Annotated in this window: 25 protein-coding genes; all 25 read left to right on the top strand. The window is 43.0% G+C overall.

The features are described 5' to 3' along the window. Positions 1-333 precede the first annotated feature (333 nt). The 25 genes from AXI59_RS07555 (at position 334) to AXI59_RS07455 (ending at position 12606) form a co-directional block, all read left to right on the top strand. Complete coding sequence (locus tag AXI59_RS07555) at positions 334-1041, top strand: DnaD domain protein (RefSeq protein ID WP_061527817.1); 708 nt, start codon at positions 334-336, stop codon at positions 1039-1041. Beyond that, the gene (locus tag AXI59_RS07550; protein WP_420806837.1) at positions 971-1753 is read left to right on the top strand and encodes an ATP-binding protein; all 783 of its coding nucleotides are present in this window, start codon (positions 971-973) and stop codon (positions 1751-1753) included. Before AXI59_RS07555 ends, AXI59_RS07550 begins: the two co-directional genes overlap by 71 nt. Then, positions 1746-1889 carry a hypothetical protein gene (locus tag AXI59_RS19980; protein WP_167348366.1) on the top strand — a complete coding sequence of 48 codons (144 nt, stop codon included), beginning with the start codon at positions 1746-1748 and terminating at the stop codon, positions 1887-1889. Before AXI59_RS07550 ends, AXI59_RS19980 begins: the two co-directional genes overlap by 8 nt. A gap of 145 nt (positions 1890-2034) precedes the next feature. Next, entirely contained in the window at positions 2035-2316 is a 282-nt protein-coding gene (locus AXI59_RS07545) for a hypothetical protein (RefSeq protein WP_061527815.1), read from the top strand. Further along, complete coding sequence (locus AXI59_RS07540) at positions 2303-2761, top strand: DUF1064 domain-containing protein (RefSeq protein ID WP_061527814.1); 459 nt, start codon at positions 2303-2305, stop codon at positions 2759-2761. Before AXI59_RS07545 ends, AXI59_RS07540 begins: the two co-directional genes overlap by 14 nt. A 119-nt stretch (positions 2762-2880) precedes the next feature. After that, entirely contained in the window at positions 2881-3033 is a 153-nt protein-coding gene (locus tag AXI59_RS19975) for a hypothetical protein (RefSeq protein WP_167348365.1), read from the top strand. A 78-nt stretch (positions 3034-3111) separates the two neighbouring features. Then, positions 3112-3315 (top strand): XtrA/YqaO family protein, encoded by a 204-nt coding sequence (locus AXI59_RS07535; protein WP_061527813.1) that lies wholly within the window; start codon positions 3112-3114, stop codon positions 3313-3315. 32 nt (positions 3316-3347) lie between these two features. Then, on the top strand, positions 3348-3731 hold the full coding sequence (locus tag AXI59_RS07530; protein ID WP_061527812.1) for a hypothetical protein: 384 nt from the start codon (positions 3348-3350) through the stop codon (positions 3729-3731). After that, positions 3728-4135 carry a hypothetical protein gene (locus AXI59_RS07525; protein ID WP_061527811.1) on the top strand — a complete coding sequence of 136 codons (408 nt, stop codon included), beginning with the start codon at positions 3728-3730 and terminating at the stop codon, positions 4133-4135. The genes AXI59_RS07530 and AXI59_RS07525 overlap by 4 nt, the downstream gene beginning before the upstream one ends. After that, positions 4132-4389: a hypothetical protein gene (locus AXI59_RS07520; protein ID WP_061527810.1), complete on the top strand. Its 258-nt coding sequence runs from the start codon at positions 4132-4134 to the stop codon at positions 4387-4389. The genes AXI59_RS07525 and AXI59_RS07520 overlap by 4 nt, the downstream gene beginning before the upstream one ends. A 3-nt stretch (positions 4390-4392) precedes the next feature. Further along, complete coding sequence (locus tag AXI59_RS07515) at positions 4393-4806, top strand: hypothetical protein (protein WP_061527809.1); 414 nt, start codon at positions 4393-4395, stop codon at positions 4804-4806. A gap of 109 nt (positions 4807-4915) precedes the next feature. Next, complete coding sequence (locus AXI59_RS07510; RefSeq protein WP_061527808.1) at positions 4916-5254, top strand: BC1872 family protein; 339 nt, start codon at positions 4916-4918, stop codon at positions 5252-5254. Continuing rightward, the gene (locus tag AXI59_RS19970; RefSeq protein WP_016938691.1) at positions 5251-5388 is read left to right on the top strand and encodes a hypothetical protein; all 138 of its coding nucleotides are present in this window, start codon (positions 5251-5253) and stop codon (positions 5386-5388) included. The genes AXI59_RS07510 and AXI59_RS19970 overlap by 4 nt, the downstream gene beginning before the upstream one ends. 248 nt (positions 5389-5636) lie before the next feature. Further along, positions 5637-6218, top strand: a complete 582-nt coding sequence (locus AXI59_RS20155) for a hypothetical protein (protein ID WP_063668156.1) — start codon at positions 5637-5639, stop codon at positions 6216-6218. After that, a complete protein-coding gene (locus AXI59_RS07495; protein ID WP_061527806.1) occupies positions 6215-6430 on the top strand; it encodes a hypothetical protein in 216 nt (71 codons plus the stop codon). Before AXI59_RS20155 ends, AXI59_RS07495 begins: the two co-directional genes overlap by 4 nt. Continuing rightward, entirely contained in the window at positions 6427-6861 is a 435-nt protein-coding gene (locus tag AXI59_RS07490) for a hypothetical protein (protein WP_061527805.1), read from the top strand. The genes AXI59_RS07495 and AXI59_RS07490 overlap by 4 nt, the downstream gene beginning before the upstream one ends. 10 nt (positions 6862-6871) lie before the next feature. Continuing rightward, positions 6872-7048 (top strand): hypothetical protein, encoded by a 177-nt coding sequence (locus AXI59_RS19965; RefSeq protein WP_167348364.1) that lies wholly within the window; start codon positions 6872-6874, stop codon positions 7046-7048. Between the two features lie 291 nt (positions 7049-7339). Beyond that, on the top strand, positions 7340-7468 hold the full coding sequence (locus tag AXI59_RS19725; protein WP_156476238.1) for a hypothetical protein: 129 nt from the start codon (positions 7340-7342) through the stop codon (positions 7466-7468). Positions 7469-7482: 14 nt separating this feature from the next. Continuing rightward, positions 7483-7998, top strand: a complete 516-nt coding sequence (locus tag AXI59_RS07485; RefSeq protein WP_061527804.1) for a sigma-70 family RNA polymerase sigma factor — start codon at positions 7483-7485, stop codon at positions 7996-7998. A 104-nt stretch (positions 7999-8102) separates the two neighbouring features. Continuing rightward, entirely contained in the window at positions 8103-8240 is a 138-nt protein-coding gene (locus tag AXI59_RS19960; protein ID WP_167348363.1) for a hypothetical protein, read from the top strand. A gap of 298 nt (positions 8241-8538) precedes the next feature. Then, positions 8539-8751, top strand: a complete 213-nt coding sequence (locus tag AXI59_RS07475) for a helix-turn-helix domain-containing protein (protein ID WP_003155868.1) — start codon at positions 8539-8541, stop codon at positions 8749-8751. Between the two features lie 148 nt (positions 8752-8899). Further along, entirely contained in the window at positions 8900-9535 is a 636-nt protein-coding gene (locus AXI59_RS07470; protein ID WP_061527803.1) for a DUF4760 domain-containing protein, read from the top strand. A 280-nt stretch (positions 9536-9815) separates the two neighbouring features. Continuing rightward, positions 9816-10484 (top strand): hypothetical protein, encoded by a 669-nt coding sequence (locus AXI59_RS07465; RefSeq protein ID WP_061527802.1) that lies wholly within the window; start codon positions 9816-9818, stop codon positions 10482-10484. Between the two features lie 210 nt (positions 10485-10694). Further along, complete coding sequence (gene terS, locus AXI59_RS07460; protein ID WP_061527801.1) at positions 10695-11414, top strand: phage terminase small subunit; 720 nt, start codon at positions 10695-10697, stop codon at positions 11412-11414. After that, a complete protein-coding gene (locus AXI59_RS07455; RefSeq protein WP_061527800.1) occupies positions 11401-12606 on the top strand; it encodes a PBSX family phage terminase large subunit in 1206 nt (401 codons plus the stop codon). The genes terS and AXI59_RS07455 overlap by 14 nt, the downstream gene beginning before the upstream one ends. The last annotated feature ends 6 nt before the right edge of the window (positions 12607-12612 follow it).

Here is a 12612-nt window from a genome sequence, read left to right as displayed (position 1 = left end):
TAACAGCAGAAGCCCAGTCAGTATATGACGAAAATGTTTTAGATTTAGGCGGAAATCAGTTTTTGAGTGAATCTGAACAACAGGCAGAAAAACCAAGTGCGCAGGATGCTGATCCTTTTGGTGGTAAGCCTGTTGATATTAGTGAAAATGACATCCCATTTGATTAAGGTAGGCATCCCTTTCTGTTACAAGTGGATGACGGAAGGGACACCAAATCGCGCCCAACTGTTCCGTGATTATGTCGAAGGCTATCTCAGAACAAATGAACCTGGCTTACGTTTAGTCCGCATCAGCGGCATGACAGCACTGTGTGAAAGGAAGTAGGTGAGCGGCATGGATATGCAAGGTTTGGGGTATGTGGTCCTGCCCCGCCTGCCATTTAAAGATTCACGAGATGAGACAATATACGATTATTTATTCAAACGGGCGGAGTACAGGGCAGACCAAGAACTAAAGCTCGGACAGACAATTGTTAAGCTTGTAGATTTAGCCAAACGCTTCAACTGGTCTTCTGATCAGATCAAATACTCGTTAGATCGGATGGTAAAGCAAGAGTATTTGAAACTAGACCGGCTGCCGCAAAAACGCGGTTTCATTGTGACGGTGTTGAATTATGCCGAGTACATACAGTTAGGAAATTACAACAAGAAGAAAGACCCGGCGGCAATGCCAGAAGCACAGCAGGAGGTTGACGAAAAAATGAAAAACGCATTTGAACTATTCGAAAACAGAACAGCCCGTACCATTGGCCCGATGGAGGTTCAACGGCTCGACTATATGGTGGAAGATTACGGCGAAGAGAAAGTCATGGAGGCAATGAAACTGGCTTTCAGAAACAAGGGCAACAACGTCAATCTGAATTACATCGAAACGATCCTATCAAACCCATTCAGCCAGAAAAGAAAGGAGAAACAGCAGTATGCCAACAAACAACAGAACACAAAGTACGGACGAGGCGATGGCGGCAGTCATGAAAGAACTTCAGGACAGGTCGGCTCAATTTTCGGCGGACAAGTCGGCCGCCTCAGAAGAAAAGGTTGAATATGACTGCCCCACTTGCAAAGACGAACTCGGCTATATCGAAAACAAGGACGGCTATGAAATATGGGTACGATGTGGGTGCATCGAGCGCCGTCGCATTCGGAAATTAATGAACTCCAGTGACATTACCCCGGAATTTGAAAGATTACAATTCAAGAATTTCATAACCGAGGGCAAGCCAGCAATGGTAAAAGTCACCTATGAAACAGCAGTCGAATATTACAAGGAATTCGATAACATTCGCAGTACTCGCAACAACAGCATTGCCCTTCTCGGGCAGCCAGGGGCGGGCAAAACGCATTTGCTTACTGCAATCTCAAACAAGCTGATCAAATCGAAAAATATCGCTGTTCAGTATTTCCCATACGTCGAAGGATTCAACGACCTGAAAGATGATTTTGACAAGCTTGAAGAAAAGCTCAAGCGAATGAAAGAAGTTGAAGTCCTGTTTATAGATGATCTGTTCAAGCCTCTGAACGGGAAGCCACGGGCCACTGATTGGCAGGTCGAGCAAACGTACTCTGTCATCAACTATCGCTATCTGAACCATAAACCAGTCTTGATCTCAAGCGAATTGAATATCGAGCAAATCGTAAAGATAGACGAGGCGCTCGGCACCCGGCTTTATGAAATGTGTGCCGACTATGTTGTGGTCATTGAGGGAGACAGGATGCTATTAAATCATAGATTGGCAGGGTTGAGGAATGGATAAACAGGCAAGTTTCACGGCATCCGGCGGCATGTACATGTTCGGGCCTGCTGAACAAACGGGCGGTCAGGACCTTACCCCGGCTATCCGGGTGCTTGAGGAAAAAATCAAACAAATGGAGCTGATGCGCAGTGCTTAAAGCGGTTATTCTGCTGCCCGCCATCATACTAACGGCACCATACAAAGAAAAGCAGATTCATCATTGGGAACAAATTGACGGGAGGTAACGACGGCACGCGGTAACAGGCCGATAAGGTAATAGTCAGAGATATGGAGGCGGAAGAATGAATTTAGACATCGGTAAATACAGAATTACATCTGATCCAATGAACGTTATCTTGAGCATCGAATTTCAAAAGCAGGATAAAGAGGGCAATCCGTCAGGCGAGGTCGGGTACAAGCCAGTTGGATATTTCAAGGATTTAGAGTCTGCGTGCAATCGAATCCTAAACATGGAAATCTTAACGGGGCAGGCGAACAATTTCGAAGAATTAAAAGCGCTGATTCACCAAACGAAACAAACGATCACCGAGGCTATTCGGGAGGCGGCACATGCAAACGAATAAGTACGGCGCCAGAAAAACACAGGTGGACGGCATTACGTTCGATAGCCGGGCCGAAGCCAAATACTATGAGCAATTGAAATGGCTCAAGGTGAGCAAGCAAATCAAAGATTTTAAGCTGCAGCCAAGGTTCCTGCTGCAAGAGGCATTCAAAAAGAACGGCAAAACTTTTCGGAAGATTGAATATATTGCAGACTTCGAGGTTCATAACTTGGATGGCAGCATCGAGGTCATTGACATCAAAGGCGTGGAAACAAAGGAATTTGCCATCAAACGCAAGCTATATGAGCGCCTATACGATACACCACTGAAGGTACTGGCTCTGGATAAGGCACTCGGCTTCATTGAGCTGGACGAGCTGAAAAAACTCAAAAGGAAGGCGGGGAAGACCACTGCAAAACGTGGTAATCGCAGACGATCGGCCCTTGTGGGTGCAGGAGGAAGATAAGCTCATGGCCTGCATGACGCTCTGTTCCGAATACAGACGATGCGCCAGCCGCATGGGAGCGGATTGTAAAAAGCTTGGAGGTTCAGAAATACCAAAAATCAATTCAGAAGGTTATCGCTATGCTAGAAAAAATCAACCACTACAAGCCAGGACCAGTTAAGGAATGGAAAATGACGCCGGAGCAGTTGGCGGCATACATCGAAAAGCATCCGATCATCTACCACGAGGAATTAAAACCGTCAGCTGGCGTAACAATGCGGCTGCCGTCGTAAAACAAAAAACACCGAAGCCGTGGCCCCGATGCATTGATATGAACTGGTACTTCTATCATAGCACAGGGGGCGGCCAGAGTGAACAAGCCAACAGAAATAAAAAACTATGAAACAACTATTCAGCAAAGCATCGAGCCGGGGAAAGTCCGCATCATCGTTTTAGATGGTACTGAAGGGACTGCTCATTTAATGGACGCCCCGGAACACGGTAAAACAATCATTCAAACAATAAAAGGCGGCCTGGCTCGTTGTGATTACGAGATCGGCCATAAATTCAAATAGCAGGGGTTTTCCCCTGCGGGGGAGGAACGGTCTTGAAAGAATACAAAATCAACTTGTCGAACGGTGAAGTTTTATATACAGGCACTTACATTTGCACCCTTTCAAAAGGGGCAGCGGATACGCCCATGCCAATCTCTTTGGAAATAGCAATAGACAAGCTCGCCACTGAGGTAATCATGCAACAGGCCATTAATCGGGAACATCACCGGCAGGAAAAAATTGCGGTCAATCAGTTCCGTCAGGCTCAGGAAGAGATTCACCGGCTTACAAAAGAGAATGACAGGTTCAGAAAAGCCTTTCATCTGTTCGCAAATATGAAAACAGAGAGAACGGCGCCTGAATTAGTAATTCAAAGGTATTCCCGATATGCGAAGGAGCTTCTTGAAGGCAAAGAATTGGAGGGTGATGCGGAATGAAAATCACAGTAGATGAACAGTTAAAAAAGTTCTATTTAGCTTTTATTAATAAAAGTAACCCGAAGGACTGCCATTGGGTTCCGGCAGTTGGTCATGAAATTCAAGTGGGAAAATATCGCTTTTGTGCTATCCCGGCGTTTGATCACATTAACGTATCAGAAGTAACAACCGGACTGCAGTTCCTTAAAGTTCCAATGACTCCTAAAATCTATCAGATGACATCCAACAAAGAAGACACGTTGAAATTATTTGAAAGCGTTGGTGAGGATTTAATCAGAATCATCAATAAGCACAGTACGGCTGTTATTGATAAGAGTCTCATTGAGCAAAGAAAGGACATATTCAACATGCTTGGCGAAATGCCGCCGATTGAAGTTTTTGACATGGAGGGCGATGCAGAATGATGCCATTACAAGTAGAACTGCAACGGAGCGTTAAGGCCACAAAAGACGAAGCAATGACCGTCGAGCAGGCGGCCGAGCTTTTGAAGGTTCCCCCGGAATACATCCATACGCTGGTCGCTCGGTCTGACGATCTAAAAATGATAGGCAATACCATTATCGCTAAACGGGATAAAACAAATATCTGGCTGGTCGGGGCATGCGTGGCATTCATCTTCTGCGCTATCTCTGTCCTACCGAATTTGATCGGGGGTTAAGGGATGGCAACAGCAGAGCAATTAAAACGCATGAATGACATAAACGATTTGATCAAGCTTATCGCAAGCATTGATAGACGTACTTTCTACTGTAAGTCAAAGAATCAGATAGCGTATTTCAGGTTTAAGAAAAAACTGTTCTTCGTTGATGATTACACGGGGGCTGACGTTTATCCGTATGAATTGGGATACGGTGGTCCAAACGGCTTTTCGTATGGAGGCAACATGTGGCAACTGGTCAACAGCTTTAGAAAGTTCATCATAACAGGGAAATGCGGCGAGCTGAGGGATTATAAAGAAATATGGGCTTACAGCTATGAGGGATGTATGAAGATCCGTCAGAAGGCGAAGGAGATAGGTTTCATTGAAAGCGTTGATTACGCCTACAGTTTTGATGAATGGGTGGATAGTAAATGATCGAATACCATTGCCCGGACTGCGATTATACAAGACTTGATTTAGAAATTCGCGCAGATGCCCGTTGCCCGCATTGTGGCCGCGGCATGGGCGCTGAGGAGGAAATAGCGTGAAAAATAAAAGAGAAATTGACCGATTGATTGCTGAAAAGGTGATGGGTTGGCAAACTCAAACCTTTCCTAACATCGGTGTGACATCTGCCTATACAGAAGATGGAGAAATGACCATACCGGATCAATTTTCTCCGACCGAAAACCTTGATCAAGCCTGGTTGGTAGTAGAGAAATTCAAACATGTGAAAATTGATAGGGATTCAAACAGAAGTTATGCGCCATACCTTGCAGTAATACCGACAGAGGAACGCGTTTTCACAGCGATTGCCGAAACGCCACAAATGGCAATTTGCATAGTGGCTTTGAATGCCTGCGGTACAGAGGTAAAACAATGAAACAGGATTACAGGCAGGCTTTCGAACAAGCATTGGCTGTCTTCCGTGAAAAGCACGGACCGGAAACAGGCGGCATGCTGCTGATGTGTCATGTGCATGAATTTCTACAAAATACCGTCGGCGGGCGGAAATAAGGGAGAGAAAATAATATGGGGAATTTATGTTGTGAAACTTGTGGATTAGATATTCATGAAAATACTGCACCTATCTTTGAAAAGCCTTTAAGGTGTGCGTTTAGATCAGATGTTAAGCAACTAAAACAAAACACCGGTGACCATAGAAAACAAGAAAATATCTGTCTCGACTGTTTCGCTGCTGAATTGAAACAAGTTAGCAAGGATTGTAAAACGCGATACAAGATTAGAGCAAAGGAGGGCGCGGAATGAACCACACCGACAACCCGATCATTTCATCCGTACGGCCAGCCCGTCCACTGGGATGGTTCCCTATTATGACAAAAGCGAAAATCACAAACAAACAAAGCGATAAGGTTGAAGTCACGGAGGCACAAGCTTGGGCGATTGAGGAGGGGAAAGATTATTTTCTCATGCGGGCCAAAGCTAATCCCGACATGGTGGAAAGGTCATGCGGCAGTAATAAACCCGAGGAATTTGCAAGACGTCAATTTGTCTACATGCATTTTGTTATTAGATCAGGCGATCTGACACCATGGGACGGACTATTCGAACCACTCAACAGCATGTCCGCTGATGACTTGAATACGGCGCTTTTAAAGGGTTATGTCGTGAATGGAGGGCGCGGAATGAAGAAGTGGACGGCGAAAGAAGGAAATTACACATACACCATAGACGAAAGAGCAGACGGCAACTTTGATTTAACAATTAATTTTCTCGGTGACAGGTTGTATTTATGGTTTCCGAGTTACAAAAGCGCCCGAGATTATTTAAGGCGTGAGGAAGATTTCACTGGCAGGATGAACCAGGTTAAGGAGGGCGCGGAATGAGCGAATACACCGAATGCCCGGAATGTGGGAACAGCAGCATTAAAATGAGAGTGCAAGAGGCGTGGTCTGCTGACTTTTCCGTTAAGACAGGAAAGTGCCTAAATAGGAGCTATCTCGAACCGACATTCTTTCAATATATCTGTAAATGCGGATGGGTAGGCGAAAATAATGTTAACGGTTTTAAAGACAACGAGGAGGAGGAAGAACTATGAAAAAACTATTCAAATCAATCATTCTATCAGCAGTATTACTTACGGGAGCGGTGGCCGTTGCGCCGTCGGCTTCCGCAGCATGGTCCGGCTGGCAAAATGAATCCGGGTACAGCGGTCGGGTGTTTACGGACGCCACAACTTATACGGCCAACGCATCCACAGTGGACTGGAAAGCAGAGAAGAAAGGATCAAGCACTCTTTATTACACGGCAGGCGTTTACAAGAAGCGCAGCGGCGGCGGGCTGACTGATACGAATCTGGTACAGCGGGGCAGCTTCAAAACGGCAACGCCTCTGAAATCATTCAACGTGAAAACGATTCGGAATAAAACCGGGAAAGGAACCTATGTCATCCAGCTGGATTGCTATTCTGATTCCGGCAAACGGAACTATATCGGTACGTTTGAATCAGCGAAATTTTATATCAAATAAGGGGGATACAATGGCACTGAGAATAGTTTTTCTGCTGATAGGGTTAGGATTCTGGTTTTATTTCCAGTACGATTACCGCCCGGACATGAAAGCGAACATCACGTTAATAGGAGCAATCATTGCATTCACGGCCGCGGCGTTTTTTCAAGATATTGATAAGTATATAGAGAAGAGGGAAGGCGAGTGATAATAACCTTTAAAATAGTTCTCCTGCTGGTTCTGATAATTTCTCTTGTCGGCGTTATAGGAGAGGAAAAGGATTCACAGCTTAGAAATCACTTAACTGCAATATGTATCGCAGCAATCATCGGCAACATTGCTACATATGTGCTGCTTTAACTGAATAAGTCCAAGACGGAAAGCCTGCGGACACTGATCATTGCACAGAATTACTGTGCTCTGATTGGTGTCCGTTTTTTTATTTCGCAACTATCTGGATGTCTATCGCGATTACTATCGGTGAAAGGAGTGGTGAGACATGAAACAGCCCAAAAAGAAACCATCACAGAAGCAACAGGAGCGCTCAGATCGTTTCTGGCAACAAATGATGAACACGAACATGCAAACACTTAAACGAGGCAAGGGTGGCGCATTTAAGCGCAAATAAAGGGAGGAATCAGAATGCAGGATTTAATCATTGAATACAAACGAGCTTTAAGGGAAACGAGAAAAATGTATCGGTTCTATAAAGATACAGCTGAAGTCAATCTGACGGCTGAACAACTCAACGACAAAAAGATTATCAGTAGCATGATCAGTGACATCCAGTACACTCTTGAATGGTTGCAGAACGGAAGACAGCCCGGTGCACGCCGAGGTGCTGACAGAAGAGACGCATATCAAAGGACGATTCTGGCTGAGCCACGCTTAATTGATGCGCTGCCGGAAGAGTATGCAATCGTTCAAGAAGCTGAGGGAGAGGTAAGCGATTGGGATAAGGAAAGAATCGCTGATGCCCTTTCCGTCCTCACAGAAAGAGAAAAAGACATATTCATGATGCATTCTGTGCAAAACATGTCATTCGAAGAGATAGCGCAGTTATTGGGGATTAAAAAAGGAACAGTGCAGAAGAACATTGAACGTTCCCGTCTGAAAATGAAAAATAGAGCAGATCACAGCCTATTCTGTTTAGCGTGAATAGGCTCTTTTTTATTAGAAAAATAATGAAAAAAGCCCATTAAATTACTTTACTCAAGTAAAGTTATGGGGTATAATTAAAGTATAGAAAGGAGGGAAAGAAAGTGGCTGAAATCGCATTGGTACTGGGGATTATCCTTACAACTCTCACAGTTGTTGAAAAAATCCTCATCATCAGAGAAAAGCTCAAAACAAAAAAGCCCAAAATCAAAAAACGCCGACGTCCAAGAAAGCGCAGATGATTTTGAGCCGAGGGAGAAGGTAGCGCTTCTCCCTTGCTCCAAGTATAACAAATGCAATGAATAATGAAAAATACTTGAAAGCCAGCCACTTTCAAAAAAATGAAAAGTGTACAGTCCACTACCGATATTGTTGTTCTTCTCGCCCTGGCGTATATGTTGTTTTTCCGTCAGGATGTGGCAGCGGGACCGTTAAAAACGGCTCTCGACATCAGTCTAATCATTTTATTTGTTGTTTCGATCATTGAGAAAGCATTTTCCCTTTACTTGAAATATCGCGAGAAAAAAGGATGATTCAAAAATGTACAAGCCTAAAGAGCGTGACGCAATCAAGAAGTTCTTGAATGAAGAGATACTCAATACAAGTGAAGCGTTGGAGATATTGGGGTTCACCCGTCAGTATTTGAATCAGTTAGTAAAGACCGGGGAATTGGAGCCGATGAAAGAAATGCCTCGGGACAGGCTTTTTCTGAAAGAGGATATTTTGGATTTTCAAAAACATAGGCGGAAATGAGCACCCAAAACTGATGGGTGCTTTTTTATTTAAAGTTACATTTTGAACGTAAAACTATTAAGATTTGTTATTTACTGTCGATATTTGGTGTAATATACTAAAAAATGATGATTCAAATAACTTGAATTCATTTAGAAAGGAGCATAGTATGAATATATATCCAGTCGTAAAAGAAGTAATTACAATGCTTTATTATATTGCAAGTATTGGATTAGCAGCTGGGGTTTTTATTGCGATTAAACAATTAAATTTAATGAAGAAAGATATTAAAACTAAAAATAAGCGTGCATCGATTGAAAAAAGTATAGAGTATCTAAACTGGTTTGCAACTTCATTTATTCCTTTGCAAGCCGAATACTCAAAAAAACTGGGTGATAAGCCCGTGATTGTGTCTAAGAGAGATCATAAAAAAGAATTCGTAGCGTCAGAATCTTCATTTAAAGAACATGCTGAGAGTATTAGTAATAAACTTGAAGCAGGAGCTTTGGACCTTGCTAATCAATTAGAATTCTTTAGCGCAGCTATGATGAGTGGTTTGGCAGATGAAGAATTGGCATTTAATCCACTTTCTCAGGTCTTTTGTAACTTTGTAGATCGTCACTATGATTTTTATTGTTTTTCTAGACGACATAGAGAACATAATTTTAGCAATACTGTTGAATTGTATAAAGTGTGGGCAGGAAAATTACATTCTAATGAGCTCCTAAAGGAAACAAAGGAATTAAGTGAAAAATTAGCTGATCTTAAACTCAAAAAGGTTAATACGATTGGAAATGAAGTTTAAAGAGGAGAATACATATGTCAATAATAACATTCCCAACAACAAAGAATAAATCTAAAGAAATTCATAATCATGCTGAACTGTTATCTGAAGCATTTAAAGCCTTACAGGAACATACAAATTCAAATAAATAATAACGCTATGCTGTGGCGCCCTGATTGGGCGCTTTTTTTGTCTTACGACTGCCACCTATTTATGAAGGGCGCTTTCGTTCGACAAATTTTGCGAATGGTTCCTTTTTCCTACTCCTTAACCGATAATAAGGTGGGAGGGGGAAGAAGTTTTGAAAAAAATATTTATAATCATTCCTATACTGATTTTTGTTCTATCAGGTTGCGGCGTGGATACAAAAGAGGCTGAAACGTTTTTAAAAGAGCTATCTAAAAATAAAACAGTATCACAATATCTTAGTGAAGCGCCAACTTTAGATTACACTAACCCTATAAAGAAGTATTATGATTTTAAAATCAACCTGTCCATGAATAAGAAATTCACGCAACTTTCTAACAAGGAAAAATATAAAATTCTTTACAAAGTTTATGAGTTAATTGAGGATAAAGGTTTTTCTAAGGTAATCAGCTGTGGGGATAAGTATACTTGTTCAGTAGATGAAGTACATGCAAAGTATAAAAACGATGATTATACAATTGATTTTAAACATGTGGATTCTTTGTACCAGTTAGAAAAAAATGATGAAGTAATTTTTGATTTAAAGGATGAAAAAGAGAAAAGAAAAGAAAATTCATCAGAAGAAGAGGCACAATCAGCTAATGATCAAACCATATATAATTACATGGAAAACGAATTTAATAGAATTACAAATTACGGGGAAAATTACACCCCAGAGATCCATGATTCAATGGTTGCTGAGCTGGCAAGCGAAAAGTTTGGTATAACAGTTGATGAAGCAAATGAAATATACGTAAGTATGTCTATGAATAAATATAAATAAATATAAAAGACATAATCCCAGAATAAGATTCATAACTCAAAACTTATTTTAAAGCACCTCATTCCAGGTGCTTTTTTATATTCTCTGTAAACCGATTCCGGTAAATCTCGGAAAACTATCGGCGGTTAACGGTCTGAGTGCGGCGTCGGTTTAGAGGGAATATCTTTTTCCAAAACAACTCAATTCAAAAGGAGGCGGCGGTGGATGTAGATGGCCGAAAAGCACATTCAGGCGTATAAGGATTACGCCAAAGGCATGAAATACAAGGACCTTGCAGAAAAGTACGGGGTGTCAGTGAACACCATTAAATCATGGAAGCAGCGGCATGGTTGGGAACGAAAAAAGGGTGCACCCTCTGAAAAAGGTGTGCACACAAAAAAGGCAGGCGCCCCACCCGGCAATAAAAATGCATTGGGAAACAACGGCGGCGCCCCGGAGAGAAATCAAAACGCGGTATCGCATGGGTTCTTCTCGAAGTATCTGCCAGAAGAAACGCTGTCCATTATGGAAGAGATTCAGGAGCGTTCCCCTGCTGATATGATATGGGATCAAATTCAAATACAATATGCGGCCATTATCCGGGCACAGCGCATTATGTTTGTGCAGGATCAGGATGACATGACCAAAGTTTTGAAAAAAGAGAAGCCGGGTGCGTTTGGTGATGAGCAAGAATGGGAGTTTCAATTCGCCTGGGATCGTCATGCAACATTCCTGAACGCTCAATCTCGGGCAATGGGGGAGCTCCGGAGCTTGATCAAGCAATTCGACCAGCTGGCGCATGAGAAAGATGAACGGCGCCTTAAATTGGAGCAAATGCGCTTGAATATTGAGAAGACGAAGAAGGCTGTTAACGGAAGCGACGGAAACACCAAAGAAAATGAGATTGCTGCAATGTTGAGAAAAATGGTGGATGCCGATGGAACTGAATAAAAAACAAAAGGAAGTTTGGGACAGCTTCATAAAAGAGCAGCCCAAAATTTTAATATGCAGCGGGGCAAAGAGGGCAGGAAAAACATTCGTGCTCCTTTTGGCGTTTCTTGCTCACGTCAGCAAGTATCAAAACATGGGACTGAATTTTGTTATCGGCGGGGCGAACCTGGGAACTATCAGGCGGAACGTTCTGAATGATTTAGAGCAGATTCTCGGCAAGGAATTGAAACTCAATAAGTCGAGCGCCGTTGAGATATTCGGTAATCAGGTATATTGCTTTGACGGAGCAAACGCAAATTCATGGAAAAAAGCGCGGGGTTTCACGTCAGCCGGCGCATTTCTGAATGAAGCGACTGCCCTGCATGATTCATTTGTAAAAGAAGTCATTTCCCGGTGCTCTTACAAAGGCGCTGTGGTCATGATGGATACAAACCCTGAAAACCCGATGCACACCGTCAAAACCGATTATATCGACAAAGACGGGCAAAAGTTGAAGAGCGGCCGGCTGAACATCCGGTCATTTCATTTCTCGCTGTTCGATAACAATTTCCTCGATCCGGAGTATGTGGAGAGTATCGTGGCATCGACGCCCAGCGGTATGTTTACCGATCGGGACATAAACGGATATTGGGTGGCGTCTGAAGGAGTCATTTACCGGGACTTCAATAAGGACATTCATTATATCAGTTCTGAGGAATTGGAGAACAGACGTGTCAATTTCAAAAAGTATTTTGCTGGCGTCGACTGGGGATACGAGCACCCGGGTTCTATTGTCGTAATCGGACAAGATGACCAGGGGTGTTTTTATTTGCTCGAAGAACATGCCAAGCAACATGAGGAAATTGATTACTGGGTGAAAGTAGCAAAAGGCGTAAAGGAGCGGTACGGCAATATTAATTTCTACTGCGATTCTGCGCGGCCAGAGCATGTTCAGCGCTTCAGGCGGGAGAAGTTACGTGCCCTGAACGCTGATAAGGCGATCATATCCGGTATTGAAGAAGTGGCCCGGCTGTTTAAGCGAAAAGAATTATATGTCGTGAAAGAAAAGGTGGAGCGCTTCAAAAAAGAAATTTTCATGTATGTATGGAATCCAAAGACCGGCGATCCTGTGAAGGAATGGGACGATGTGCTGGATGCTCTCCGGTACGCTCTGTATACCCACAATAAGCCGAAACATAGAAAGGGGGAGTGATTAACG

Source organism: Bacillus nakamurai (assembly GCF_001584325.1).
GTDB lineage: Bacteria > Bacillota > Bacilli > Bacillales > Bacillaceae > Bacillus > Bacillus nakamurai.
The sequence above is the reverse complement of the archived record's forward strand: the minus strand, read 5'-3'. Positions and strand labels throughout refer to the sequence as shown.

Excerpts from the sequence above, each read along its gene's own strand:
- AXI59_RS19725 (WP_156476238.1), top strand. The coding sequence starts at position 7,340 with ATGAAACAGCCCAAAAAGAAACCATCACAGAAGCAACAGGAGCGCTCA.
- AXI59_RS19970 (WP_016938691.1), top strand. The coding sequence starts at position 5,251 with ATGAAACAGGATTACAGGCAGGCTTTCGAACAAGCATTGGCTGTCTTC.
- AXI59_RS07515 (WP_061527809.1), top strand. The coding sequence starts at position 4,393 with ATGGCAACAGCAGAGCAATTAAAACGCATGAATGACATAAACGATTTG.
- AXI59_RS07540 (WP_061527814.1), top strand. The coding sequence starts at position 2,303 with ATGCAAACGAATAAGTACGGCGCCAGAAAAACACAGGTGGACGGCATT.
- AXI59_RS19965 (WP_167348364.1), top strand. The coding sequence starts at position 6,872 with ATGGCACTGAGAATAGTTTTTCTGCTGATAGGGTTAGGATTCTGGTTT.
- AXI59_RS07490 (WP_061527805.1), top strand. The coding sequence starts at position 6,427 with ATGAAAAAACTATTCAAATCAATCATTCTATCAGCAGTATTACTTACG.
- AXI59_RS07525 (WP_061527811.1), top strand. The coding sequence starts at position 3,728 with ATGAAAATCACAGTAGATGAACAGTTAAAAAAGTTCTATTTAGCTTTT.
- AXI59_RS07520 (WP_061527810.1), top strand. The coding sequence starts at position 4,132 with ATGATGCCATTACAAGTAGAACTGCAACGGAGCGTTAAGGCCACAAAA.
- AXI59_RS07470 (WP_061527803.1), top strand. The coding sequence starts at position 8,900 with ATGAATATATATCCAGTCGTAAAAGAAGTAATTACAATGCTTTATTAT.
- AXI59_RS07555 (WP_061527817.1), top strand. The coding sequence starts at position 334 with ATGGATATGCAAGGTTTGGGGTATGTGGTCCTGCCCCGCCTGCCATTT.
- AXI59_RS07455 (WP_061527800.1), top strand. The coding sequence starts at position 11,401 with ATGGAACTGAATAAAAAACAAAAGGAAGTTTGGGACAGCTTCATAAAA.
- AXI59_RS19975 (WP_167348365.1), top strand. The coding sequence starts at position 2,881 with ATGCTAGAAAAAATCAACCACTACAAGCCAGGACCAGTTAAGGAATGG.
- AXI59_RS07545 (WP_061527815.1), top strand. The coding sequence starts at position 2,035 with ATGAATTTAGACATCGGTAAATACAGAATTACATCTGATCCAATGAAC.
- AXI59_RS20155 (WP_063668156.1), top strand. The coding sequence starts at position 5,637 with ATGAACCACACCGACAACCCGATCATTTCATCCGTACGGCCAGCCCGT.
- terS (WP_061527801.1), top strand. The coding sequence starts at position 10,695 with ATGGCCGAAAAGCACATTCAGGCGTATAAGGATTACGCCAAAGGCATG.
- AXI59_RS07495 (WP_061527806.1), top strand. The coding sequence starts at position 6,215 with ATGAGCGAATACACCGAATGCCCGGAATGTGGGAACAGCAGCATTAAA.
- AXI59_RS19980 (WP_167348366.1), top strand. The coding sequence starts at position 1,746 with ATGGATAAACAGGCAAGTTTCACGGCATCCGGCGGCATGTACATGTTC.
- AXI59_RS07475 (WP_003155868.1), top strand. The coding sequence starts at position 8,539 with ATGTACAAGCCTAAAGAGCGTGACGCAATCAAGAAGTTCTTGAATGAA.
- AXI59_RS07550 (WP_420806837.1), top strand. The coding sequence starts at position 971 with ATGAAAGAACTTCAGGACAGGTCGGCTCAATTTTCGGCGGACAAGTCG.
- AXI59_RS07485 (WP_061527804.1), top strand. The coding sequence starts at position 7,483 with ATGCAGGATTTAATCATTGAATACAAACGAGCTTTAAGGGAAACGAGA.